The sequence below is a fragment of the Corynebacterium jamesii genome, from assembly GCF_046097395.1.
Taxonomy (GTDB): domain Bacteria; phylum Actinomycetota; class Actinomycetes; order Mycobacteriales; family Mycobacteriaceae; genus Corynebacterium.
Genome location: NZ_CP175789.1, coordinates 963484 through 988219, shown reverse-complemented (window position 1 = coordinate 988219; position 24736 = coordinate 963484). Strand labels below are relative to the sequence as shown.

At 60.2% G+C, this 24736-nt stretch carries 26 protein-coding genes and 2 pseudogenes; 15 read left to right on the top strand and 13 right to left on the bottom strand.

Going from position 1 to position 24736, the window contains the following annotated elements; all coding sequences use genetic code 11:
• The first annotated feature begins 13 nt into the window (after positions 1-13).
• From trpC to pyk, 5 genes and pseudogenes are all read left to right on the top strand, one after another.
• Entirely contained in the window at positions 14-823 is an 810-nt protein-coding gene (gene trpC, locus ACKFRT_RS04570; RefSeq protein WP_408925919.1) for an indole-3-glycerol phosphate synthase TrpC, read from the top strand.
• An 18-nt stretch (positions 824-841) separates the two neighbouring features.
• Complete coding sequence (gene trpB, locus ACKFRT_RS04565) at positions 842-2131, top strand: tryptophan synthase subunit beta (protein WP_408925918.1); 1290 nt, start codon at positions 842-844, stop codon at positions 2129-2131.
• Between the two features lie 3 nt (positions 2132-2134).
• The gene (gene trpA / locus ACKFRT_RS04560) at positions 2135-2905 is read left to right on the top strand and encodes a tryptophan synthase subunit alpha (RefSeq protein WP_408925917.1); all 771 of its coding nucleotides are present in this window, start codon (positions 2135-2137) and stop codon (positions 2903-2905) included.
• On the top strand, positions 2902-3765 hold the full coding sequence (gene lgt / locus ACKFRT_RS04555; protein WP_408925916.1) for a prolipoprotein diacylglyceryl transferase: 864 nt from the start codon (positions 2902-2904) through the stop codon (positions 3763-3765). Before trpA ends, lgt begins: the two co-directional genes overlap by 4 nt.
• 33 nt (positions 3766-3798) lie before the next feature.
• A pseudogene (pyk, locus tag ACKFRT_RS04550) lies at positions 3799-5216 on the top strand (pyruvate kinase).
• On the opposite strand, the gene ACKFRT_RS04545 reads toward pyk, so the two are convergent.
• Both ACKFRT_RS04545 and ACKFRT_RS04540 read right to left on the bottom strand, forming a co-directional pair.
• Positions 5198-6460 carry an amidohydrolase gene (locus ACKFRT_RS04545; protein WP_408925915.1) on the bottom strand — a complete coding sequence of 421 codons (1263 nt, stop codon included), beginning with the start codon at positions 6458-6460 and terminating at the stop codon, positions 5198-5200. The pseudogene pyk and the gene ACKFRT_RS04545 overlap by 19 nt on opposite strands.
• Positions 6461-6477: 17 nt before the next feature.
• Positions 6478-7845, bottom strand: a complete 1368-nt coding sequence (locus tag ACKFRT_RS04540) for a DUF4921 family protein (protein WP_408925914.1) — start codon at positions 7843-7845, stop codon at positions 6478-6480.
• A gap of 86 nt (positions 7846-7931) precedes the next feature.
• Between ACKFRT_RS04540 and ACKFRT_RS04535 the strand changes: the two genes are divergently transcribed.
• Positions 7932-8321, top strand: a complete 390-nt coding sequence (locus tag ACKFRT_RS04535; protein WP_408925913.1) for a hypothetical protein — start codon at positions 7932-7934, stop codon at positions 8319-8321.
• On the opposite strand, the gene ACKFRT_RS04530 is transcribed toward ACKFRT_RS04535, so the two are convergent.
• The 11 genes from ACKFRT_RS04530 to ACKFRT_RS04480 all read right to left on the bottom strand — a co-directional run bounded on the left by ACKFRT_RS04530 (position 8302) and on the right by ACKFRT_RS04480 (position 18946).
• Positions 8302-9423 (bottom strand): HNH endonuclease signature motif containing protein, encoded by a 1122-nt coding sequence (locus tag ACKFRT_RS04530; RefSeq protein ID WP_408925912.1) that lies wholly within the window; start codon positions 9421-9423, stop codon positions 8302-8304. The genes ACKFRT_RS04535 and ACKFRT_RS04530 overlap by 20 nt on opposite strands.
• A gap of 91 nt (positions 9424-9514) precedes the next feature.
• Positions 9515-10288 (bottom strand): amino acid ABC transporter ATP-binding protein, encoded by a 774-nt coding sequence (locus ACKFRT_RS04525; RefSeq protein WP_408925911.1) that lies wholly within the window; start codon positions 10286-10288, stop codon positions 9515-9517.
• A gap of 8 nt (positions 10289-10296) precedes the next feature.
• Complete coding sequence (locus tag ACKFRT_RS04520; protein WP_408925910.1) at positions 10297-11253, bottom strand: amino acid ABC transporter permease; 957 nt, start codon at positions 11251-11253, stop codon at positions 10297-10299.
• Positions 11250-12206: an ABC transporter substrate-binding protein gene (locus ACKFRT_RS04515; RefSeq protein ID WP_408925909.1), complete on the bottom strand. Its 957-nt coding sequence runs from the start codon at positions 12204-12206 to the stop codon at positions 11250-11252. The genes ACKFRT_RS04520 and ACKFRT_RS04515 overlap by 4 nt, the downstream gene beginning before the upstream one ends.
• Positions 12207-12239: 33 nt before the next feature.
• Complete coding sequence (locus ACKFRT_RS04510) at positions 12240-13655, bottom strand: PepSY-associated TM helix domain-containing protein (protein ID WP_408925908.1); 1416 nt, start codon at positions 13653-13655, stop codon at positions 12240-12242.
• A 71-nt stretch (positions 13656-13726) separates the two neighbouring features.
• Complete coding sequence (locus ACKFRT_RS04505) at positions 13727-14338, bottom strand: TetR/AcrR family transcriptional regulator (protein ID WP_408925907.1); 612 nt, start codon at positions 14336-14338, stop codon at positions 13727-13729.
• Between the two features lie 125 nt (positions 14339-14463).
• Positions 14464-15387 (bottom strand): ECF transporter S component, encoded by a 924-nt coding sequence (locus tag ACKFRT_RS04500; protein ID WP_408925906.1) that lies wholly within the window; start codon positions 15385-15387, stop codon positions 14464-14466.
• An 820-nt stretch (positions 15388-16207) separates the two neighbouring features.
• Positions 16208-16567, bottom strand: coding sequence for a hypothetical protein (locus ACKFRT_RS04495; protein ID WP_408925905.1), 360 nt, complete (start codon positions 16565-16567; stop codon positions 16208-16210).
• Positions 16568-16720: 153 nt separating this feature from the next.
• A complete protein-coding gene (locus ACKFRT_RS04490) occupies positions 16721-16990 on the bottom strand; it encodes a hypothetical protein (RefSeq protein ID WP_408925904.1) in 270 nt (89 codons plus the stop codon).
• Between the two features lie 463 nt (positions 16991-17453).
• Positions 17454-18581, bottom strand: a complete 1128-nt coding sequence (locus ACKFRT_RS04485; RefSeq protein ID WP_408925903.1) for a tyrosine-type recombinase/integrase — start codon at positions 18579-18581, stop codon at positions 17454-17456.
• Positions 18578-18946, bottom strand: a complete 369-nt coding sequence (locus tag ACKFRT_RS04480; RefSeq protein WP_408925902.1) for a helix-turn-helix domain-containing protein — start codon at positions 18944-18946, stop codon at positions 18578-18580. Before ACKFRT_RS04480 ends, ACKFRT_RS04485 begins: the two co-directional genes overlap by 4 nt.
• 150 nt (positions 18947-19096) lie before the next feature.
• On the opposite strand from ACKFRT_RS04480, the gene ACKFRT_RS04475 reads away from it, so the two are divergent.
• From ACKFRT_RS04475 to ACKFRT_RS04435, 9 genes and pseudogenes are all read left to right on the top strand, one after another.
• Positions 19097-19300, top strand: a complete 204-nt coding sequence (locus tag ACKFRT_RS04475; RefSeq protein WP_408925901.1) for a helix-turn-helix transcriptional regulator — start codon at positions 19097-19099, stop codon at positions 19298-19300.
• Positions 19301-19319: 19 nt separating this feature from the next.
• Positions 19320-20522 (top strand): hypothetical protein, encoded by a 1203-nt coding sequence (locus ACKFRT_RS04470; RefSeq protein ID WP_408925900.1) that lies wholly within the window; start codon positions 19320-19322, stop codon positions 20520-20522.
• Positions 20523-20763: 241 nt separating this feature from the next.
• Positions 20764-21039 (top strand): hypothetical protein, encoded by a 276-nt coding sequence (locus ACKFRT_RS04465; RefSeq protein WP_408925899.1) that lies wholly within the window; start codon positions 20764-20766, stop codon positions 21037-21039.
• A complete protein-coding gene (locus tag ACKFRT_RS04460) occupies positions 21026-21187 on the top strand; it encodes a hypothetical protein (protein ID WP_408925898.1) in 162 nt (53 codons plus the stop codon). Before ACKFRT_RS04465 ends, ACKFRT_RS04460 begins: the two co-directional genes overlap by 14 nt.
• Before the next feature lie 24 nt (positions 21188-21211).
• Positions 21212-21514: a hypothetical protein gene (locus ACKFRT_RS04455; RefSeq protein ID WP_408925897.1), complete on the top strand. Its 303-nt coding sequence runs from the start codon at positions 21212-21214 to the stop codon at positions 21512-21514.
• Between the two features lie 730 nt (positions 21515-22244).
• Positions 22245-22496 carry a hypothetical protein gene (locus ACKFRT_RS04450; RefSeq protein WP_408925896.1) on the top strand — a complete coding sequence of 84 codons (252 nt, stop codon included), beginning with the start codon at positions 22245-22247 and terminating at the stop codon, positions 22494-22496.
• 2 nt (positions 22497-22498) lie between these two features.
• Positions 22499-22684: a hypothetical protein gene (locus ACKFRT_RS04445; RefSeq protein WP_408925895.1), complete on the top strand. Its 186-nt coding sequence runs from the start codon at positions 22499-22501 to the stop codon at positions 22682-22684.
• 682 nt (positions 22685-23366) lie between these two features.
• Positions 23367-23687 (top strand): annotated as a pseudogene (locus ACKFRT_RS04440) (DNA cytosine methyltransferase); the annotation flags it as partial.
• 55 nt (positions 23688-23742) lie between these two features.
• Positions 23743-24093, top strand: coding sequence for a DNA cytosine methyltransferase (locus ACKFRT_RS04435; protein WP_408925894.1), 351 nt, complete (start codon positions 23743-23745; stop codon positions 24091-24093).
• The last annotated feature ends 643 nt before the right edge of the window (positions 24094-24736 follow it).

The window sequence follows — 24736 nt, the reverse complement described above, 5'->3', positions numbered from 1 at the left end:
AGATGTGACACACATGACTGTTCTCGACCAGATCATCGCCGGGGTGCTAGAAGACCAGGCCGAGCGGGAAGCCAAGATCCCTTACAAGGAGATCAAGGCCATGTCTCTGGACGCTCCACCGGCGCTCGATGCCCACGCTGCGCTAGCCTCCCCGGGAGTCAGCCTTATTGCCGAGGTGAAGCGCGCCAGCCCCTCGAAGGGGCACCTGGCCGAGATCGCCGAGCCCGAAGTACTAGCCAAGGCCTACGAAGATAACGGTGCAACCGCCATCAGCTGCCTCACGGAGGAACGCCGCTTTAAGGGTTCCCTCGCAGACTTCGACGCGGTGCGTCGCGCGGTGAATATTCCGCTGCTGCGCAAGGACTTCATGGTGAACCCATACCAAATCCACGAAGCCAGAGCGCACGGTGCGGACATCATCCTGCTGATCGTCGCCGCCCTGGACCAGCAGCGCCTGGAATCCCTGCTGGATCGCAGTGAATCCCTCGGAATGACTGCACTGGTGGAGGTGCACACCGCCGAGGAGGCAGAGCGTGCCGTTGCTGCTGGGGCCAAAGTCATCGGTGTAAATGCGCGAAACCTCAAGACCTTGGACGTCGATCCGGAGGTGTTCGGCAAGATCGCCCCGATGCTTCCAAACGACGTGGTGAAGATCGCAGAATCGGGCGTCAAGAATAAGCACGACCTCAACGCCTATGCCGCAGCGGGGGCGGACGCAGTACTGGTGGGCGAGGGGCTCGTCACCGCAGGTAACCCCGCACAGGCGTGCCGAGACCTCGCTGCAGCAGGGAAACACCCTGCTTGCCCACAGAACAGTTCCTAACCGATAGCATGTAACACTGTGACTACCGAGAAGACCTCCAAGAACGCCGACGCGCAGGGTAAACGACTGCCGACGGTAGGCGAGATCCTGGGCACCGCCACCCACCACGAGCCCGACGAACGCGGACACTGGGGAGACTACGGTGGCCGCTATGTCCCCGAGGCCTTGATGGCGGTGATCGAGGAGATCACCGACGCCTGGGCGAAGGCACGGTCCGACCAGGCCTATCTGGATCAGCTCGACGAGCTCCATCGCACCTATACCGGCCGCCCCTCGCCGCTGTACTACGCCGCACGTTTCTCCGAGGCAGTGGGCGCGGATGTGTGGCTGAAGCGCGAAGACTTGAACCACACCGGCTCGCACAAGATCAACAACGTGCTGGGCCAGGTGCTGCTGGCCAAGCGCATGGGCAAGACCCGGGTGATCGCCGAAACCGGCGCGGGCCAGCACGGCGTGGCCACGGCTACGGCCTGTGCGCTACTCGGCATTGACTGCCGGATCTACATGGGGGCTGTGGACGCCGAACGGCAGGCCCTCAATATTGCTCGCATGCGCCTGCTGGGTGCCCACGTGGAGGAAGTGCAGATTGGCTCCCGCACCCTGAAGGATGCGATTAACGAGGCCATGCGCTTCTGGGTATCCAACGCCGACGACACGTACTACTGCTTCGGCACCGCCGCCGGCCCGCACCCGTTCCCGCAGATGGTGCGCGACCTACAGCGAGTGATCGGCGTGGAGGCCCGCCAGCAGTTGCTGGCGGAAACCGGCAAGCTGCCCGACGCCGTGATCGCCTGCGTGGGCGGAGGGTCCAACGCGATAGGCCTGTTCCACCCCTTCATTGAGGACGAGGGCGTGGATATCGTCGGCGCCGAGGCAGCCGGCGACGGCCTGGAGACCGGGCGCCACGCCGCGCCGATCAACCTGGGCCTGCAAGGTGTGTTCCAGGGCGCGTTCTCCGATCTCATGCAGGACGAGGACGGACAGATCATCGAGTCGCACTCCATCTCCGCCGGGCTAGATTACCCGGGCGTGGGCCCGGAGCACTCCCAGCTACATGCGGAGGGGCGCGCCCGCTACGTGGCGATCACCGACGCAGAGGCGATGGACGGCTTTAAGCAGCTGACCCGCCTGGAGGGCATCATTCCCGCCATCGAGTCGTCCCACGCCGTTGCCGCTGCTGTGAAGGTAGCCGCGGAGAAGCCGGGCGCCACGCTGATTGTGAACATTTCCGGCCGTGGCGACAAAGACGTCAACACCGCCGCGAAGTGGTTCGACATTCTGGATCAGACAAGCGAGAAGGATGGCTAAGGCATGACCTCCCGACTTTCCCAGGTGTTCCTCGACGCCCGCGCCGAGGGGCGGGCTGCGCTGGTGGCCTATTTCCCCGCCGGCTATCCCACGGTGGCTAAATCTAAGGAGCTTGTCACCGAGCTGGCTCGGCACGCCGACCTTATCGAGGTAGGCGTTCCTTTTACCGACCCGATGATGGACGGTCCCACTATCCAGGATGCAGCCAATGAGGCTCTGGCCAATGGTTTCCGAGTGAAGGACACGATGGATGTGGTTCGCACCGTCACCGAGGCCGGTGGCAAGGCCGTCATCATGTCCTATTGGAACCCGATCCTGCAGTACGGCCCCGAGAAATTCGCCGAGGACCTGGCCGCTGCCGGGGGATTGGGGTCCATCATTCCGGACCTGCTGCCGGAGGAAGCGGGGCGGTGGGCGGAAGCCTGCAAGGCCAACGACTTGTCGCCGGTATATCTTGTCGCGCCCTCTACTACGCCCGAGCGGATGGCCCTTACTGTGGACGCCGGCGATGGCTTCATCTACGCCGCATCCCACATGGGGGTAACGGGTGCGCAGGACGAGGTTTCCCACTCCGCCGAGGAGCTGGTCGCTCGCGTCCGCGAAGCCACGGATCTGCCGGTGGCAGTGGGGCTGGGCGTGAAGACGGGCGAGCACGCGGCGAACATCGCCGCCTACGCCGACGGCGTGATTGTTGGCTCCGCACTGATCCAGGCTGCCGCGGCAGGCACGCTGGGCGAACTGGCCGCAGAGCTGGCGCGGGGCGTCCGCGCATGATCGCGGCGGCCATTCCTTCGCCACCGCAGGGGGTCTGGGAGCTAGGCCCCATTCCCATCCGGGCCTACGCGCTGTGCATCCTCACCGGCGTGATTGTGGCCTACTTCTGGACGCGCCGCCGCTACGCAAAGCTCGGCGGAGACCCGGAAGTGGCCGTCGACGCACTTCTCGTAGCAATTCCGGCGGGCATCATCGGAGCCCGGATATACCACGTGATTACCGATCACGATAAGTACTTCGGCGAGGGTAAAGACCCAACACAAGTCTTCAACATCACCAACGGCGGGTTGGGAATCTGGGGCGGAGTCGTGCTCGGCTCCCTGGCCGTGTGGATACTGTTCAAGGCGAAGAAGCTGCCGCTGGGTACGTTCGCCGCCGCAGTCGCGCCGACCATCCCGTTGGCACAGGCCATCGGCAGGCTCGGCAACTGGTTTAATCAGGAGCTCTATGGTGGGCCCAGCGATTCCCCCTGGGCGCTGGAGATCTACCGCCGCGTGGATGCCAATGGCTACTCTGCCCCCATCACCGGACACTCCACCGGGGAGGTGCTAGCCACCGTGCAGCCGACGTTCCTGTACGAGCTGATCTGGAACCTGCTCGTGGTGGTTCTGCTGCTCGTGGCGGAGCGCTTGTGGCGCGTGGGCGGAGGCAGACTGTTCACCCTCTACGTCATGGGCTACACCTTCGGCCGCTTCTTCGTTGAAAACATCCGCACCGACCCGGCCACCACCGTCTTTGGGGACATACGCATCAACGTTGTGGTTTCGGCAGTGGTGTTCCTGGCCGCAACAGCGCTGTTCGTGTGGTGGACGGTGAAGGAGCGCACGGCTGTGGGCGTCCAAAAAGAACCAGCGAAGTAGCGAGGACTACCGCACGGGGCTATCCTCGAACCCGTGAATAGAAGAACCAAGATTGTTTGCACCCTGGGTCCCGCAGTCGCTTCGAAGGAGCAGATTCGCGGACTCGTAGATGCAGGAATGAACGTTGCGCGCCTGAACTTTTCCCACGGCGAGCACGCAGACCACGAGCAGAATTACAACTGGGTTCGAGAGGCCACCGACGAGTCCGGCAAGGCGGTCGGCGTGCTCGCTGACCTGCAGGGGCCGAAGATCCGCCTGGGGCGCTTCGCAGAAGGGGCGACCGTCTGGGCAACTGGCGAGACCGTGCGCATCACTGTGGACGATGTGCAGGGCACGCACGATCGCGTATCCACCACGTACAAGGGTCTGGCCCGCGACGCACGCCCCGGCGACCGTCTGCTGGTCGACGACGGCAAGATCGCGCTGGTGTGCAAGGAAGTAGACGGCAACGACGTCGTGTGCGAGGTCACCGAGGGCGGCCCCGTCTCTAACAACAAGGGCGTATCTCTGCCGGGCATGAACATCTCCGTGCCGGCGCTGAGCGAGAAAGACACCGCAGATCTGCGATTCGCCCTGCAGCTGGGCGTGGACTTCATCGCACTGTCCTTCGTGCGTAGCCCCTCCGATGTGGAGCTGGTGCGCGACATCATGGACGAGGTCGGGCGCCGCGTGCCGGTGATTGCCAAGCTGGAGAAGCCGGAGGCTGTGGACGCGCTGGAGCCGGTGATCCTGGCCTTCGACGCGATCATGGTCGCCCGCGGTGACCTGGGTGTGGAAGTACCGCTGGAAGATGTGCCGCTGGTGCAGAAGCGCGCCATCCAGATCGCCCGCGAGAACGCGAAGCCGGTCATTGTGGCGACGCAGATGCTGGACTCCATGATCGAGAACTCCCGCCCGACGCGCGCCGAGGCCTCCGACGTGGCCAACGCGGTGCTCGACGGCGCGGATGCCGTGATGCTCTCTGGAGAAACCTCTGTGGGCAAGCACCCGATCACCACCGTCGAGACGATGGCGCGCATCGTGCGCGCCGCCGAGATCGATGGGGAAGTGCCACCCCTGACGCACCGCCCGCGCACCCGCCGTGGCGTGATCTCCTACGCTGCGAAGGATATCGGCGAGCGCCTAAACGCTAAGGCCCTGGTGGCCTTTACCTCATCCGGTGATACTGCTAAGCGTGTGGCCCGTCTGCGCTCCCACCTTCCACTGCTGGTGTTCACCCCGTCGCAGGCCGTGCGCTCGCAGCTGGCGCTGACGTGGGGCGTGGAGACGTTCCTCATCGAAGACGTGAAGTCCACCGACGAGATGATGGATACCGTCGATCACCACCTGCTGACCATGCCGCAGTATAAGTACGACGACATGATGGTTGTTGTCGCCGGCTCCCGCCCGGAATCTCCGGCAACACCAACATGATCCAGGTGCACCTGCTGGGTCAGGAGCGAAAGAGGTAGCTCAGGGTCGCGGCCAGCGCCGCGTCCGTGCAGGTGCTTAAAGCCTCGATGCGCGGGGCGAAGGCTCCGTTGTGGTTGCCGGGCACCGGCTCGCCGGAGGCCCACAGCTCCGGATCCGTCGTACCGACCGTCCAGAATAGGTACGGCACATCGAAGTGGCGGGGAATTTCCGAGAAGTCCTCGGAGGCTGTCCAGGGTTCGGCGTCAATAGAATCCTCCCCAAAGACCGCATCGAACACGGGACGAACATGCCCGAAAGTGGCCGCGTCGTTGTCGGTGAGCTCGCCGCGGGCAGAATACACGAACTCAGGAGGAACCTCGCAGCCGGAGGCATCGCACTCGGCGCGGACAACACGCTCGATCGCGGCATAAGTCTTGTCTCGCACCGCCGTGTCATAGAAGCGACAGTTCAACACTAGCGTGGCATCTTCGGGGATGGTGTTGTTGGTGTGGCCAGACGACAACGTGCCGACGGTGACCACGGCAAAGTCAGATGGCGCGACCTCGCGGCCGACGATGCCCTGGAGACGCACCACGATCATCGCAGCCAGGAACGTCGGATCGATAGATTCCTGCGGGCGGGAGCCGTGGGAAGACTTGCCGTGCAGGGTGATCGTGATCGTATCGCACGCCGCCAGCACCGGGCCGGACGCAGACATGACGGTACCGAGCCGGCCAGGCAGAACGTGCTGGCCCAGGCAGACATCCGGGGTGGGGATCTTGTGTGCCAGACCGTCATTGATCATATTGCTGGCGCCGGCGGTGACCTCCTCCGCGGGCTGGAACAGTGCGATGAAGGTACCGTGCCAGACGTCGCGGCGCTCGTCCAATACGGCGCAGAGCCCCATCAGCGCCGTAGCGTGCATGTCGTGGCCGCAGGCGTGCATCACGCCATCATTCTTCGAAGCGTAAGGCAAGCCAGTGGTTTCCTGCACTGGGAGGGCATCGAAATCGGCGCGCATGAGGATGGTGGGCTCTTCTGCGCTGGTCGCCTCGCTGCTCGGGTTACGGAATACGGCGGTAACACCATAGCCACCGATACCCGTAGTCACCTCGCAGTCCATCTGCGCCAACCGCGCCGTGATGTGCTTCGCGGTGTGCTCCTCCTGCAGAGACAGTTCAGGATTTTCGTGCATCCACTGGTAGAAGCTGTCTTGCCAGCTGAGGTCTACTCCGTGGTTCGAGATGAACTCGGCGATGTTGGCTGGGTTGGCGGTATTCGCTGTATTCGCTTGGCTGTGCATAGCGTTCCTGTCCTTTCCTAGCGGATAGCTGGGTTGTACTTCAGCATGTTCGGGCGGGTGGCGCAGTCTTCGCCCAGCCGGATGCCCGGGGCCAACTGGCCTTCTTCCTGGGCGGTGTACAGGGCATCTAGCACTCGCTGTTTCAGATCCGTCGGGGAAATGGTGTTGATGTAAATCTTCGTGCCACCCTCGAACCCTGCCATGGTGGATACACGCCACTTGATCACTATTCGCCAGGGCATAGGCACGTCCACGTCGAGGGGACGGTGCAGCCACTCCTCGTTGCAGGAGACGTGAGGCCCGGCGGCGACGTGGCAGGCGTGAACTAGGTCCGAGACGGCATCGCGTTCGGCGTCGGACATAAGCCACGGCTCGGTCGTGGCGGATTTGGAGAACACCTCGAGCGTCGGCCAACGGTGCCCGAAGCCCGCGAAGGCGATGGCATGGTCGTTCTCTGCAAAGACCAGGTTGTGGCGGGCGGCGTAGTCAACGGCCCATTCGTTGTACATGTTCGGGTTGGCACGTACCTGGGCGATCTCGAGCTCGTTTTGCAGTCCGTGCTCGTCGATGGCGACGAGCTGCTTGTGGAGGTGTTCGAAGCTGGCGCCGGCCGGTGCCAGCCAGTTCTGGAAGGCAGCGACGTAGCGCACGTAGCGGTTAGCGCGGTAGAGGCGATCCATACCGTCGACGGTGAAGGCGATGAAGTGCCGGTGGTTTTCCCAGCCGAGTGTTCCACTGGAAGCCAGCTGATCGGTGGTCTCTGCGCCAGGAACGTAGTGGTCACGCGCGATGATCACGTCGTGCCCACCGGCGAAGAGCCCGGCGCTCTTGTCGTAGAGGGTCTGCAGTCGGTTATCGGGGGAGAACAGCTCGTCGAGTTCTTCCTGGGTCGTTCCTCCTGCGGACCACTTGGCGCGCAGGATCTGCTCGACGTGTTCCTGGCCAGCCTCCTCGGCCAGGTAGTCGGTCATGTGCTTAGCGGCGGCAGGGTTCATCCGGTAGCCGTAGTTCATAAGCCAGTAGTCGTAAGTCAGGATCTCGAAGAGGTTGGCCACGCGGCGGAACAGCGGTTCGGTTTCCTCCAGCTTGCTAACGGGTAGCCCGCGCAGGATGTGCGCTTGCCCGTCCTCATCCAGCACCAGGCGCGCCTTTTCCGGTGGGGTGTCTAACTTGCGGTTCAGGCCGAATGCGGTGGCGGAGTCGCGGTCGGCGACGGTGCGCACCTCTGGGCGGTGTTCGGCGATGGGGCGGTTACCGCGGCCGGGTACGGTCCACACTTCAGTGCCGGAAAACGGATTGACCTGTTTGATCGTTCCGTCCGGCAGGGTGGTCAGAGGAGGTACGGGCGCGGGGTGCGAAGCATGGGAACCAATCACGGCACACATTCTAGTCGGTTTGTAGTTCAGCCGATCGCACCGCTAGCCCCACACCGTGCTTGGTGTTATGCGTTGTGTGCTGCCAGACTAGGGGAATGCCAAAGATTATTTTTCGGCTGCTGGCCAACCAGGAGCAGCTTGCCGCCATCGAGCAGGATTTCCGTTCCATGATCTCTGCCCTCGGCGCAGCGTTTGAGGGCACGCTGAATCTCCAGTCCGGGCTTCCTGCAGACCCCGAACTGGTCACGACGTGGGTGGAGCTTTTCGGCGCGAGTCCCGACGAGGGCAGCGACCCCGCCGTGGGTGCCGAGCTAACTGTCGACGTCGCTCGCTACGACATGGGCTCCGTCTCCGGTCTAGCTATGCATTTCGCGGAGCTCCTAACAACCCGCGAGAAGGAACCCGCCGAGCCGATCTTGCGTCAGGTCCACGACGATCCCGGTTCGCCCCGCGTGCCGTGGCACGTCACTGTGGTTTCGGTATAACACCCCTCGCGTGTGTGGTGAATTCTTCCCCGTGGTGGTTCACCCAACTGATTGTCCAGCCGCCGTCCTGCGTACTCGCCCTCCACTGGCCATTGGTTTTCAGATTGTGGTGGGCCCGGCATAAACACTGCATATTTCGCACATCAGTCGGCCCGCCTTCCGTAGGCTCCGTGTGGTTGTACGGAACAATATGATCCTTGTCGCACATCGGCGCCGGGTGTTCGCACCCGGGGAATCGGCACGTTCCATCCCTTCCAACCAGGAACTCTTTCATCTCCCTGCTTGGGGTGTACTGTTCCACGGCCGGCGGCACCGTCACGCGATCTACCCGTGTGGCAAAGCTCTCGTAGAAATCGGCCTGCTCAGTGCTGATTGCGCCAACACCGGGGATGAACCCGGGCCCATGCTCCCACCGGAACACGTGCACGTGCACCACGGTATTGGTCTCCTCGCCGCCGATCAGTCCTGCAATCACATCCATCCGTGCCTGTGCGAGGTCGCAGTCTAGCTCCCCGGCCAGCACTTTCGCCTTTTTGGTCACCGCCTCCCACATCCGCTGCGATTGATCCTTCGGCATGTTTAGTGTCCAGCGCGAAAACTCCGCTGCTCCGCCCAGCGTTGCCACCGAACTCCGCGTCGCGGAGCGTTCCTCCGCCGCCACCTTCTCACCTTCGGCAAATGGTGTGGGAAAGTCCCGCGCAATCACTTCGCACAGGTATTCGCCCAGTTCCTTCGCTGTTGGACCTTCCTCGCGTGCGCTGATGCAGTCCACCGCGTGTTTTTCCAGGTAGCGGTTGAACTGTTCCGTGTCCATGATCGCCTGACCCGCCTCGTCGGGCTCCGTCAGCTGTGCTGCATAGGCGTTTCGTACGCGCCACACTTGCTCGAGGTGCCGCACGCCGATCACTCCGGCTTTCAGTGCAGCCAGCCCTAGCATGTTCATCACTGCGAGTATCTGTGCCGCATGCGCGAACACTATCGCATCTGCCGTCCCCGCCTTCCGTAGTGCTTGTATCCGCGCCACGGTCGGGTCGTCGATCACGCTGTACGCATATGCCGCGTCGACCCTGTTACACATTCGCCGCATCTCGTCGGCATCCATTCTTGCCCCCTTTGTGTCCGAGCACCGCTTACCTTACACACGGCCTCGGACACCCCCTCTCCCTTCTTATCGACGCCCCCTCGTTTACCCCCTAGAGCAGGCTCGATAGGAACTCTTGGGTTCGTTCGTGCTGCGGGTTTCCAATGACTTCCGCGGACGGCCCGTGCTCCACGATCACGCCGCCGTCCATAAACGCCACCTCGTCGGCGACTTCGCGGGCGAACCCCATCTCGTGGGTCACTACCAGCATCGTCATGCCGTCATCGGCCAGCCGACGCATCACGCCTAGCACTTCGCCCACCAACTCGGGGTCTAGGGCACTCGTCGGCTCGTCGAAGAGCATCAGCTTCGGGCGCATTGCCAGCGCACGGGCGATTGCCACGCGCTGCTGCTGGCCGCCGGAGAGCTGCACTGGGTAGGCGTCGGCCTTGTGCGCCAGCCCCACTTGCTCCAGCAGTTTGTGGGCGTGCTCGATAGCCGCGTCCTTGTCCTCGCGGCGTACCTGCACGGGAGCTTCAATGATGTTTTCCAGCACAGTTCGGTGGGTGAAAAGGTTGAAGTGTTGGAACACCATTCCGATGTCCACGCGTTGCCCGGCGGCCTGCTTCGGCGTGAGTTCATAGAGGTTGCCGTTTTTCTCGCGGTAGCCGATGAGCTCGCCGTCTACTTCGATCCGGCCGGAGGTTACCTTCTCCAGGTGGTTCACGCAGCGCAGCAGGGTGGATTTTCCGGAGCCGGAGGGGCCGATCAGGCAGGTCACGCCGCCGCGGGGGACTTCCAGGTCGATGCCTTTCAAAACGTCCAGCCGTCCGTAGCGCTTCCACACGTTCTTGATGGCGATCATCGGTGTGTTGTTGTCAGACATGGTGGTTCCTAGTCTTTCTTTTCGTTCGGCCCGACGGTGACATTGCGCGGGGGCACGCCTTCGGCGTCCGCAAGAGCAGCGAGTTGGCGCTGCGTGAGCTGGCGCGACGACCCGCGAGAGAAGTAACGCTCCACGTAGAACTGCGCGATCATCAGCAAGCTAGTGATCACCAGGTACCACGTGGCGGCAACCAGCAGCAGGGGCACGGGTTGGAACAGTGAGTTCGAGATGTCGGTGGCACGGCCGTACAGCTCGGCGGTGTAGGGCACTGCGATGACCAGCGAGGTTGTTTTCAGCAGCGAGATAAATTCGTTGCCCGTCGGCGGGATGATGATGCGCATGGCCTGCGGCATCACGGTGCGGCGCATGTTCTGGCTCCAGGTCATGCCCAGCGCCTTCGAGGCCTCGGATTGCCCCTCCGGCACTGCTTGGATGCCAGCGCGGACGATTTCTGCCATGTATGCGGCCTCGTTCAGACCCAGGCCCAACACGGCCAGCACGAAGGCGTTTTGCAGTACTGTCTCTAGGTCGATCTCGGCGATACCTACATTGATGGATTGGTACAGGGAGCTCAGCAGGCCCCAGAACACGAGCTGCACGTATACCGGCGTACCGCGGAAGATCCACAGGAACAGCCAGGCAATGCCTTGCAGCACCGGGTTTGGTGACATGCGCAGTACTGCCACGATCGCGCCGATGACCACACCGATAATCATCGCCAGAATAGTCAGCGCGATGGTGTGCATGGCTGCCTTAACGATGCGCGTATCCAGCAGGTACTGGAAGTAGGTATCCCAGTGGTATGCCTCGTTTTGGGCTGCGGAGATGATGAACCACACCACGAGCACCAGGAGGATCACTGCCGCAATCCAGCGGCCGGGGTGCCGTAGCGGGATCGCCTTGTTGTCGGTCGGGCGCCCACGCTGTGTGGCGGTAGAGGCGGTGGAAGCGTTCGGGGTGCTCACTTGGTGCCTTCTTTCGATTTGAGCGTGCGGGGCAGTTGGTAGGGCTTGAGGTTGAACGTCACGGCGTCTAGCGCGCCGTCTTCGAGTTCCCATTGCTTGAGGATGGCCTCGTAGGTGCCGTCATTCATCATGGTCTGCATCGTCGCGGCCAGGGCTTTTCCTAACGGGTTTTTCTTTTTGACGCCCATACCGAACGGGGCAGTATCAAACGGTTCGCCGACCCGCACCAGCTTGCCTTCCGATCGCGCGACGGCGAAGTCGATCACTGGCGAGTCGGAGCTATACGCATCGGCTTTTTTCAGGATGGTAGCGGTGGCAGCTGCGTCGGCCTTCTCATAGACGAGCTTTTCAATCGGGGGATTTCCCTGGGCCTCGCACTCTTCGGAGCGGCCCTGCACCTCGTCAGTGTCGGAGTAAGTGCCTTTTTGCACGGCGACCTTTAGGCCGCAGGCGTTGTCAGGGTCGAGGGTGTCTTCGTTGCCAGGCTGTGTGGCCCAGGAGATTCCGGCGCTGTAGAAGTCGACAAAGTCGTAGTTCGCTTGGCGGTCTTCGGTATCGGTGAAGGCGCTGGCTCCAACGTCTACTGATCCTGCGCTGATGGCGGGCAGGATCAGGTTGAAGTCCATTTGTTGCACCTCAACGTCTAGACCCATCATGGAGCCTGCAGCGCGAATGAGGTCCATCTCGAAGCCGATGATGTTGCCGTCGGAATCTTTGAACTCGTTGGGCGCATAGGGTGGGTTGGTGCCGACGGTGATTGCCCCTTTGGCCTGAATGTCCTTGGGCACGAGGGCGGCGAGCTCGGGGTTTGTCGCCGGGAGAATTGGCTCCCAGCCTTCCGGGTTGCCGAGTTCCTCGTTGGTCACACACGCCGCCAGCGATACCGAAAGGAGGATCGCAAGGGTGCCCTTGGCCACTGTACGAGCCAGAGAGCGCGGGTGGCTATGTTTCATACAGTGGATTATATCGGAGTATGTGAATATTCTTTAATGACTTTCGAGAGCGACGAGTTCCTCCTTCTTATTCTTCCCGTCGTCCGTCTCGTCGAGTAGCGGGGCAGGTTTTGTGCCTTTCCAGAAGTCCAGTGCACAGGCAATGGCGAAAATTATCGCGCCGCTGGCCGCAAACAGCGGTGCCAGCAGGGAATAGCCACCCAGCACGACAGCCAAGGCCACCCAGTGCTTCCAGGTCAGTGCGCTGAGGTTTACGCGGGCGCCTCCGTTCTTGCCGCCGCGCCGGCGCCACCACATGATGTAGCCGTAGACCACAATCGTGCCGATTCCCAGCGCTAGCAGCGCCAGAGCAACTTGGCTGATCAGGCCGAACAGCGTTCCCATGTGTAGCTGGATGATCCAGCTCGTCAGCTGTGCTGCGATGGGCCAGGAGCTAAACGGAAGGCGGTCGATGACCGCGCCAGTTTCCCCGTCGACGGTGATCGCATCGTTGTGCAGCTTGTACGCTTGGCGTGGTTCACTAACGGTCCACGCCTGACCTGCTTCACTCGGCGGTACCAGTTCAAGCGTGCCAGTGAGGCCTTCGCGGCGGCCGGTCTGGAACGCAGTGTCTGCGTTTTCGGTGGTTACCGTGCCGCTGCTCGAGTTACCGTGCCCACCGTGCCCACTGTGCCCAACGTGCCCACTGTGCCCTGCATGTTTCTCTCCGGCGGCCTGCGTTGTCTGCGCGCCGGAGATGCTGGTGTTCGGCTCTGGCGCCATCCAGTTCAGTTCCTCGCGGACGGCTGCGATGTTGTCACCGGCGAAGTGGGACCACGTTAGGCCGGAGACGCACAGGAAGACCAGTCCGGGTGCTGCGACGAGACCGACAAGAGTGTGGCGCCGCATGGCCTGCCGGCGAGACTTCTTCTGGGGCTTGCGCTGGCTTTTTTGCTTTCGCATAAACCACCACATAGTCACGCCAGTGATGGCCATCGGCCCCAGCCAAGTGGCGGCGGTCTCCGAGTAGATACGCCCCGGCTCGCCCAGCCACAAGTTGCGGTGGCCTTCGGACAGCCAGGTGCGGAAGGGGAGAGCTGCGGAGCCGCCGTACTGTGTCAGTTCACCGGTGACGTGCAGGTCGCCCGGGTCTACGAAAACGGCACGAGTGTAACTGGCCGAAGGTAAAGACGGGTCAGAAAAAAGCACTCGGGTGGTCTTGCCCGCCTCGTCGGGCACTTGTACCTTCGCCACGTCGAGGTCTGGGTGGATGCGTTTAGCTGCGTTGATCTGCTTGGCCACGGGCTGCGCCGGGCTGCTGGAGGTGGCGGTCAGTTGTGCGTCATAGACCCAGGTTTCGATAGTTGGCGCTAGTGCATAGAAGAAGCCGGAGAATGCGGCCACGAGGATAAGAGGTGCGATGAAGAGCCCAGCGAGGGTGTGGATTCTGCGAATGATTCTGCGAGACATGGTTCAATAGTCGGATGCCTAGCGGAATCGGTTCCCATTAGTGGGTAGGGCGGGTAGCCCCGGGGGGGGAATTAGTAGGAAGGGCGATCAGTTTCTAATGACCGGAGCACGAAGTCGATTTTCTGGTCCAAGATCCGCTCTGCGATCTCCTCGTCGTCTTCCCGGTCGGCCGGTAGAGAATCAGTCATTGCGAAGAGCTCGAACGAGTGCCTGAAAGGCCCGGAGCTAAACACGAAATTCGATATGACGTCGATGGCGAAGATGGACTGTGCGCGGCTGAAGCCGGCGTCGCCAAGCTTCTCCACAAGATTCGTCACATTCGTCTGGAAGGCGAAAAGATTATTTGGGTGGGCAAGCAGCGCATGAGCCAGTCCCGGGTAGGTCGCGCACATCCGCGACAGGTGGTGGGCGTAGTCGCGGAGCAGATCTTTCCAGTCACCTCCGAGGAACAGCGGAGTGGCAGCCGCGATGTGTTCGACGCAGGCAGTGAGTAGGGTGTCGCGACTGTAAATACGGTACAGCGCGGACGTCGCCACTCCCAGACCTTTGGCTACTTCGGACATGGTGAAATTATCCAGGCCGACGGCCAGGGCCTGGTTGACCACGTCTTCGCGGTCGAAGGTAGGCTTCGGGCCGGTTTTGCGGTGAGGGCGAGAGCCCCCTGGAGGGATCGGAGTGGACATGCTATGAACTATAGTTCATTTTTTACTTATGTTCCTAACAGTCACCCCCGCGTAAATAGTGAATGCCCCTACTCTTTAACTTCAAAGAATAGGGGCAATCGGGCTCGCTGTATTAGCCGCTTAGATTACTGCGGGTTTTGCGGGTTTTGCGGGTTCTGGGGACCGTTGTTCTGCCAACCCTGCTCCGGCTGCTGGCCGAAGTTGTTCTGGTCGAAGTTGTTCTGCGGCTGCTGGCCGAAGTTGTTCTGCGGCTGCTGACCGTAACCCTGCTGACCGGCATTCTGCTGGCCGTAACCCTGTTGTGCGAAAGCCTGCTGCGGAACAGTTGGGTTGTTCTTCCGGTCGTTCAGCAGTGCGAGCACTCCGAAGGCAATGATGGCGATGGAAGCCAGCAGGATCAGGATCAGACCTGCGCCGACGCTTACGTTTACAACGTCCTCGTCGAAATCACCGGCTTTAGAGCCGATGCTGGCCCAGTCGATGATGGAGATCAGCAGCAGGATGGCACCGATGGCGATTACCGGGATGGCGCGCCACCACTTCTGGGTGAGCTGCTCTACGAACAGGTAGGCTGCAATTCCGCCGATGACGATCAAGGACAGGAACATGGTGAGAATGCCGTCACCGTCGGTGCCGGAAACCGTGATGGTGCCGTAGAAGGGTACCGTGACCTTGCCCCACGGCATGAAGCTACCGATGAAGCTGATCAGAGCGGCACCTGCGGCGCAGAGCAGCCAGATTACGGACTTGTTGGAGAAGTCCAGGTACTGCTTGATGTCGAACTGCGCGCCCTGGCCGTTCTGCTGGTTCTGGCCGTTGAAGCCCTGCTGGTTCTGGAAGTTGTTCTGACCGTAGCCGTTCTGTGCACCCTGCTGCGGAGCACCATAGGCGTTCTGGTTCTCCTGCTGCGGTGCCGGGTTCTCCTGCTGCGGTGCCGGGTTCTGCTGGCCGTAGGGGTTCTGGTTCCAATCCTGGCTCTGCGGCTGCTGCGGTGCACCGTTGTTGCCGTTGTAGGCCGGGTCGTTGGAGCCGAAGTTCTCGTCCGTCATGGTTCTCCTCGCGTCACGAAACTGTCTTAGCGGCCCTTAAGAAAGGGCTGCGTGCTTTCTTCGCGATTTATATTAACGGACAACCTTCGAGCTCGACGGGTTTGGTGATGGTCGCGGCATGTCGGGGGTGCTGCCCTTTTCTTATTGACGCCTACATTTCAACGAGTTTCGTGAGGATCTGACCTAGCAGAGCGCAGTGGGTTACTAGTATCCGGCTGCCGCGCACTGTTGAGGATCGATGTAGCCCTCACGGCAGCCGTACTCGAACTGGATTTCGCCGCTGCTCCGGTTTGGGGTTCCGTCGGGTGCGGTTCCGTATCCACATTTGTAAGCAGGGCAGGTTCCACCGTTTGCATAGGGGATTTCGGAAGGGGCGAGCCCTGCGTTGCGTTCCGCTTCAAGAATTTCGGCGGCTCCGGGTTGGTTGCCGCAATACTCTGTGTTCCGGACCGTGCCGTCCGACATGCGGGAAGGCCCAGGGGTGCCGGGTAGGCACTCAATGACGTAGGGTTCTACCGCGGTTGGTTGAGGTGTGGGCGTACTGGCTGCGACTGGCGGAGCCGATGCTGGAGTAGATTCCTTCGCCGGGATAGTCGTAGTTTCTTCGGTATTCTCAGACGATGAACTGCCCGTGGGGGAAGAGCTGCTTGAACTGGGGGCGGCTTCGTTGCTGGAGCAGGCGGCTAGGCTGAGTAGAGGAATTGCGAGGGTAGCTACAAGCGATTTCCGAAGGTTCAAATTTCCGGGTCTTTCAAAAGGTAGTGCCCCCGCTCGCGTGGTTCTCCAACCGAATAGCATGGGGCGGGACGATAGAAACAAATCAGAATTGCGCTGGTTTACGAAGTTCCCGTGCAATTGCGAGAACTGAATCTGCAGCGAGAACTGCTTCAATGCGGTGGACTGGCGTAGTCGCTTGAGCTAGTTCATCGCGGGCAATTACAAGTCTGCGATGAATGTCTTCAATGTCGCTATCCTGACCTTCCATTCTCGTGTCGATACCCTTGGTGTATTTCAGCTTATCCCAAATAATGAGTTCTTCAGAGATGTCAAACGAAGCATCATTGCTCATCAGCTCAATTTCGCCTGAAATCACTTGAGACTTGGCGTCTCCGGCCGAATAAGAATGAAGAATACGGAAGGCTCCGACTGTGATCGACCCTAGGGTCACAATGGAAGCCAAAACTATAACGGTAGGCTTAAAAAAGTTTATTGCACAGAGGAATATCAACAATACGATTACGATCATTAAGCCCTGATATCTGGAAGAGCCTTTGGTATTCGTTTCGGAAGAATTGCTCGCCACTAGAGTGCCTCCACTTTTAGGAAAATCTGGTTATAGTAGGTAAACGCCGTAGAAGAGTAGTGCGCCAGCAATGACTCCTATAACAATGATCATGATGCCTGCGATTCTCATCAGCTTGGTATCTCGCACTGGGGTAGAGCGAAGCTCGCCAGCTAGGTCCCGCATCTGAGCGCGTACGGCGCTGTACTCTTCTTCCGTCTTTGCAAGCCGGCGTTGACGACGGACTCGTTGGACATCTAAAGCAGAAATCGACGGCTGCGTTTGAGCCGACTTAATCTGCGAAAGGGGGTTCAGATCCATGCGGATAAGAATATCATGACGTGAATCTTAAAATCACCTTAGTTTCTATGTCTTGCGGCTAGCTCGATCTAGTGAGTTTGCCTCCATTTGTTTGTTGGAAGCATCTATCAATCTGTGCTGGAAATCTTCGAGGAACGCCAACCAGCGGAATGCGAAAAAAAGGGGGAGTGTCGCTGCGCCTCCCTATGGTCGCGCACTGGCGCCGACTACCCCCATTCAGTCTGCATCCAAGAAAGCCGGATCTGAGCCCTGCCACGCGTCGAGCGGAAAATGCTCCGACTTTTAACTAAAGCAAAACCCCGCTTGACCAGTATTTACACTGGTCGCAGGCGGGGGTGAAATGGTGCCCCAGGTGAGACTCGAACTCACACTGGACGGGTTAAAACTCTCTTTGCCGGAAAATACCCCCCACCTGCGAACACAACGGGGGTAGCCAGCCACAACCCGGCGGAAACCCGGCGCATTAAACACCCGGCTTCGCAACCGTCAACGCCTCCAAAACCGCCGTAATGTCCGGCACCAACTCCGGCCGGCGCTCGATGTAATGCGCGCGCGTCACAACACTAGACGAATGGCCTAACAGCGCGGCCGCGGTATCTTCTCCGTTCGCCCGCGCCGCTGCGGTCGCCACGGACTGCCTAAACGTTTTGAAAGAAACCCACGCGAACTTTTCCCCGCGGGCGGAACGCCATGCACGATCAATGTTTGACCGGCTAATCATTGTTCCTTTTGCGGAATCGAAAACCCACTCGCTCGTCGCTGTTTCGCGGCGCCGGTTCAGCATAGTGACCGCCGTGGGGGTTAGCGGGACGATAAGCGACTTATTGCCTTTAGTCACGGGTTGGTATGAGATGCCTTTTCCCGTCACGTGTACCTGCGTGGCGTGTATCGCCGCTGTAGCGGCCTCTAGGTCAATATCAGGCCACTGTAGCGCTAACGCTTCACCAATCCGCGCGCCCGTGGACAGTAGAAAATCCGTTACGTCCAAAAGTGGCTGCCGTCGCCGGGCACCTTCCTGCCATGTGCGCACTTGCGCCCTAAGATCGGCTAATTCCTCGACCGTCAGCGCTCGCGCGCCTTTAGGCTCCGCTTTACGTCTCGTCATGCCCGCCATGAGGTCGCGGGTGAGGTAGTCATGGCGTAGCGCGTAGCGGCAAAAATCCTGCATAGCGGTATATGCGTTGCCGTACACCCCCGGCGCTTCGTCGAAAACAGCGTTTAGCGTTGTTTCGATAAGCCCCGGCGTGAGGGCGTGCATAGGGTAGTGGCCGATACGGGGCGTGATGTGGTTAGCGGCGGCACGCTGGTAGTTGTGTATTGACTGCGCGCGGGCTGTAGACCGGGCGGGTAGCGTTTCACTCCATGCTTGCAGAACAGCTGCGGTGGTTGTCAAGGCGTTAGGGGACGGGCGCTTGTTCAGTTTGACCCGTAGGCGGCGTTTCGCTTCCGTTTTCGTTTTGCCCCATGCCTCCACTTTCCGCGTTTTGTGGTCGGTATCGCGGTAGCGGGCGTGGGCTATCCAGGAACCGTTTGGGCGTTGCCAGGTAGCGATGTTGCCGTAGGTGCCCACTTCCAGCGGGGCGCGCGTCATTGCGCCGGTTTGACTAGTTGCCGGATAAGTTCTTCCACAATTTCGCGTTGCCGTGTATTCATAAGGGCGGCTTCTTCCGGCGGTTCCCATACTTCGGGGGCGCTTGCCCATGTCATGCCAATCCACCCGGCGACGGTTATCACGTCCGTGTTTAATGCCTTGGCGATGGCTTGGACGGTGGCCAGGCGGGGGGCTTTGGTTCGCCCGGTCACGATACGAGACAGGGAGCTAGGGTGTACCCCCGTTTCGCGTGAAAGTGCTTGCAAACTTGGTTCGCCGGTTCGGGGGTCTACCATTCCGGCTTTTTTGAATGCGGTGAACCATACGCCGGTGATTATTGCTTGGCTGTCTTGCTGTTCTGTCATGGGGGTTGCCTCCGGGTGTTGTTTTGTGGTAGCGGGGCACGTTTGCACCCAGCGGTAACTAACAGTAACCCAAAGTAACCTACTGCGCACATTGACGTGTATAGTATCTCCCTAGACATACAACACCTAGACACACGGGAGGAAACCCGCATGGCCACCCCACACGAAGAACTACTAACCCCCGCCGAGCTCGCCCCAATCCTCAAAAAAAGCGTCCGAACCATCTACAACTGGCGCGCCCAAGGAACCCACCCCCTCGTATGCGGAAAAGCCCTCACAATCCCCGGCACCCGCGGCGTGTACTGGCGCCGATCCGACGTAGACAACTACCTCCGCGCTCTACAGCACAGCTAACCCTAAAAAGGACACACCCGTGGCAAACAACCGCTCGTACGCCCAAATCTTGCTCACAATCTGGACAGACGACGAATGGACAGACCTAACCGTCCACGCCCAACATCTATACCTAACCCTGCTTTCCCATTCCACCCTCACCTACGCCGGTGTAGGCGACTGGCGGCCCAACCGTATCGCCGCGCTCGCGGCCGGACAAACGACAAACGACGTGATAGCCGCCGCCGTTGAACTCACAGAAGCCGGGTTCGTGGTGATCGACGTAGACACGGAAGAATACCTAATCCGGTCTTTCGTGAAAAACGACGGAGTGATGAAACAACCCAACCTCGCTACCGCAATGGCGCGCGACTACGCCGGGGTGGCCTCGAAAACAATTAGGGGCGTGATCGTGCATGAACTTATACGGCTCAAAAACGCACAACCGGAGTTGAAAGGTTGGGGGTCTGAAGAGGCGTTGCGACTACTCGAAAACAGGGCAATTAACCCTTTCGATGACCCTTCCATTGACCCTTCCGATGACCCTTCCGATGACCCTTCCGATGACCCTTCCGATGACCCTTCCGTTAAGGGTGAACGGAACCCTTCCATTGACCCATGCCCCATACCTATACCCCTACCCAATACCCATACCCCTCGGGGTAAAGGTAGTAGTAACTACTCACTGACGCGCGGGCGCGCGACCCGAAAAAACACAACCCAAAAACAACCCGAAACCAACGACGACGAAGACAACGACCAACCCACCGGAACCCCCCTCGACTGGACAACACGCGACAACCCCAAATGCCGACAACACGCACACCTTGCCGACGAACACACACCCCCATGTCGCAAATGCGCACAAACACGCATATGGTTCCAAAACAACCCACACGCAGAGCACACCACCACCATCAAAGCCATAAAAGCCTGCACCACCTGCGACGACAACGGGTGGAAACCCAGCCCAACCGGCCACGGAGTCACCAAATGCAACCACCAGCCCCCGCAACCCCACACCAACGCACAACACACAACACCCCCAAAAACACGCCCAAACGCCCACACGCGCCCCAAAACCCCCCAACCCAACCCAACCCCCACAAACACAAACAAAACCCCGCAAAACCCCCAAAACACAACACAAAAGAAAACGAACGATAGCGACGCACCGTTGCGACGTTTTGGCTCGCGCGGGCGCGTGACCACCGAAGCTGCTGCCCGTGTTGGCGGGGCATGACGTTGTTGGGGGTCTCGCTTTTTGCCTGTCTGTCGCGTGTGGGTGTGGGGGCACGATACTGCACCGGGGGTAGCACTGTATCCAGTGTATGCGCAGGTCAAAGGGTCGCCGGGGGTGTTCTCTCGCGTTGATTACCCGTAAGTAACCCAGGTGGGGCATACTAGTTGTGTAAGCACAAAGACATGCAACAGACAGACGGCAGACCACCGCCCGCCCCCTCTCTCCTCGAAAGGACAAAACCATGACCACCCGCAAAACCTACGACCTACCCGCGCCCACCACGAGCCGCCGCACCTACAGCACTTGGTTCACCGGCCACTCCATCGAAATTGAGGGTGACATCGACAATGACGGAGCCGTACTGCACAACCGCAGCCGGGGAACAATTTACATAGACATGCATGAGGGGGAGGATCTGGCACTCGGTTACGACGAAGCCCGCCGCGTAGGCCTCGCGCTACTCGCAGCTGTGGAAGAAGCCGAAACCGTGAGGGGTGCGGAAAATGAACACCACTAACCACTGGTTCGACCGCATGGCAGCCGCCCGCTACTACGCCCCAGACGACCTACAGGTGCCCAAGTACACGGCCGGAGACACCGCCCCAAAAACACGCCACCCCATGCCTCATAGCCGACTGTCTACCGTCGGTAGCGACAACCAATAGACTCACCCCCAAACGGAGGACACAATGAACAACAACACCGACAACAACCCCGCCCCCGTGGTCAAGCGCTACCGGGTGATCCCCACCGCCCACCCCGCTTACAAAGCGTTCGAGAAAAACGTTCTTGACCAGGCAGAACGCGACTATAACAGCGTTGAAGAGTGGCTAGACGCCGAAGACGGTTACACCAACGACGCGACCCCCTACGAACTGGACAACAGCCAGCGGGTCTGCCTGGCCGACATGTTCGCTGTATCACTCGCCGCCATGACCGTCATGGGCACGATCCTGCTAATCGCCTGGCACCTCGGAAAGCTGCTGGTCTAATGCCCCTCATTGATCCCTACGACCATGACGATTCGACCCCGCCGCCGCCGTTCTGGTTCTCCCTCGGCTTTGCCGTGGGAATGGGCGTTGTCCTTATCTGCGTAATCCTGCTGACCTAGAAAGACCAACCATAACCCGTTGAAACCCCTCAAAGACCAACTACGCGACATGGACACCACAAAACTAATCACCGTCGCGCACGACTACATGCTTACCCACAACACAATGCCCGCGCCCTATGCCACCGCGTTGCTACACCACCTAGTGCAGCTACACGCCACCAATACCGAAATACGCCGGCAACTGCACCGCATAAACACCGCGAAACACGCTAGCCCCGGCGAACAAATCCGTCGCGAAATACGCGCACAACTCAAACAAATAAGAACCGCCTGTGACCACATCGAAGCGCACACCCCCAACGTCCGATAACCCCCTAAAAACAATGGCCTACCTGCAAATACCCCCGAACCTACATACCGCAATCACACACCAAATCTCCCGCCACGGCACAGAACTAGCCGCCGAACTAGCCGGGGTTCCAGCAAAAACGCTACTCGCGTTCAGCCGCCCACAGCCCCCCACGAAAAGCATTAAAGACGCGACCCTAGACCAACTGGTCACCCGGTTCCACCTAGACCCCACACTTTTAAACATGCCGGAGGTCACACCACCGCAACGGCGTAAACGGGGAAAGAAACCCCCAGCCCCACGAAAGGACACGCCCCTCATGCCCCCGCCAATCCCCAACATCGACCTACCCGCCCCCAACCTCACAATGAACAACCTCACAGTGTGGGAAACGAACCACACCGTCCACTTCACAACCCAAGAAACATACCCCGGTGGGGTGGAAGCCACCGACGGCAAAATCTACCTAGACACAACCCCCGGCGGAACACACACCTTCACCCCACAGGAAGCAACAACCGTAGCCCTCGCCCTCCTCGCAGCGGCACAACGGGCAACCCGAAAGGACTAACCATGCGCGAACCACTCATGCAACAAATCGACGCCTACAACGACTGGAAAGACTATGAGGTAACTATCACCTACACCGTCTACGTGGAAGCCCACAGCGCAGACGAAGCCGAGAGTTTCGCCCGCGACGAGCTAAGCGACTACGCCGCCGAAGAAACCCCCGACATCGAAGTGACCCGGATCAACTAAAACCACAGGCCATGACACTAAAAATCGGCTCACTCTTCACAGGCTACGGCGGCCGTTCACCACGAAGGAGTGCGTGATAATGCCCTACAAACCAATGCAAAAGATATGCGCTTACTGTGGCGCCCCCTGGTCTACACGATCCAAGCTAGCGCGCACCTGTTCCCCCTTATGCCGCGCAAGGTTGCGAGAGGTTGAACACGGCCCGACCCGTGGGGCCAAGCCCCGCAAGTACCCCAAAGAAACCGTTTCGAGAGTCCGCGCACTGTATGAATCGGGCGCCACCATTGCCGAAATCCAGGCGGTAACCCCCGGCGTAAAGGTACAGCTACTCATGGAGAAGAACGGCATAAAGAGCCGCCCGGCCGTGAAGCGAGACCAGTTCCGCGAGAAAAACGACTCATGGAAAGGAGACTCGGCCGGCTACGCGGCAATGCACTTGCGGGTTTACTCGCAGCGTGGCCGACCGTCCGTGTGTAGCCAATGCGATAAATCAGACCCCGGCAGATATGAGTGGGCGAACCAAACCGGCAATTACGCAGACGTAAACGACTATGCGCAAATGTGCGTTTCTTGCCACCGCAAGTTTGACGCCGGGCGCAGGAAAGAAACGGGGCGTCGAACGTCCCCTAGGAGGTGATGCATATGTCTGAAAACTTGACCATCGGTTCCCTGTTTTCGGGCTATTGACGGCGGCCTAGACCTAGCCGTAGAACACGTAACCGGAGCACAACCCGCCTGGTTCGTGGAATACGACGAAGCCCCATCAAAAATCCTCAAACACCACTACCCACACGTCCCCAACTACGGCGACGTCACCAAAATCAAATGGGATCAAATCGAACCCGTGGACATAATCACCGGCGGAAGCCCATGCCAAGACCTATCCTCGGCAGGCAAACGCGCCGGCATGACCCCCGGCACGCGCTCAAACCTGTGGGAACACATGCGCGATGCCATAGCAGTAATCAAACCCCGACTAGTTGTGTGGGAAAACGTACAAGGAGCTTTAAGTGCAACAGCGACCAGCGTTAGCGACATGGAACCCCCCCCCGCGACCTATGGGAGAACCCACAGACCCCAATCTTCGGGCACTCGGCCGTGTACTCGGAGACCTTACCGAAATTGGGTACGACGCGGAATGGACAACTCTACGAGCGTCAGACGTGGGAGCACCACACCACCGGGCGCGCGTATTTCTCACAGCATGGCCCCGTGTTCCCAACCCCGGAAACAAACCCGGGCGGGGGAGAGCAGCCCACGGCTACGCAACGACGAGCGCAGGGGCGCCCCACAGGTGCGAACAATGCGGCGGGGCTGGTACATCTGCCCACCCCATGCGCGGGAGACAATGTGAACGACACCGAAAGCCAGCACAACAGAAACAGCCCCAGCCTAACCCAGGTGAGTAAATACTTCCCAACCCCTAAGGCCACTGCCGGGGTGTTTGGGCGCCCGAAAACTACAGGCCGGCCGATAGAAAAAGCGCAACACCTGCAAACCATCGCCACGCTATTGCCCACCCCGAATACGCTAGACAGTCTCCCCGCGCGGGAGGGAGAAGCCCGCGAACGACAGCTACACCGCGGCGACATGGACAGCACCCGCCGGCAAAACATGGGCAACCTACGGGAGGACATTATCGAAGCGGTAGAACACCTACCCACCCCCAACGCCCGCGACGGCGACGGAAGGGGAGCACAGCACCCCGACGAGCGTAAGGCGGGCGGCCACCAAGTTTGCCTCACAGACGCGGCCACCATCATGGGCGCAACTGATAACGCCTATGGCAAATACACGCCGGCCGTGCGCAGATGGGAGGAGCGCACACGCCCGGCACCCGCCCCAACGCAGCCCAACACTAAAGGGAAACCGCAGCTAGCCGCCCCGTTTTCGGAATGGCTCATGGGGCTACCGGAGGGGTGGGTAACAAGCCCGGGCATCGGACTATCACGCGCGCAACAGCTCAAAGCAATAGGTAACGGCGTATGCCCCCAACAAGCAGCGGAGGCGCTTACACGCCTACTCGCACTAGCGCCTATAGACCTAACAGAA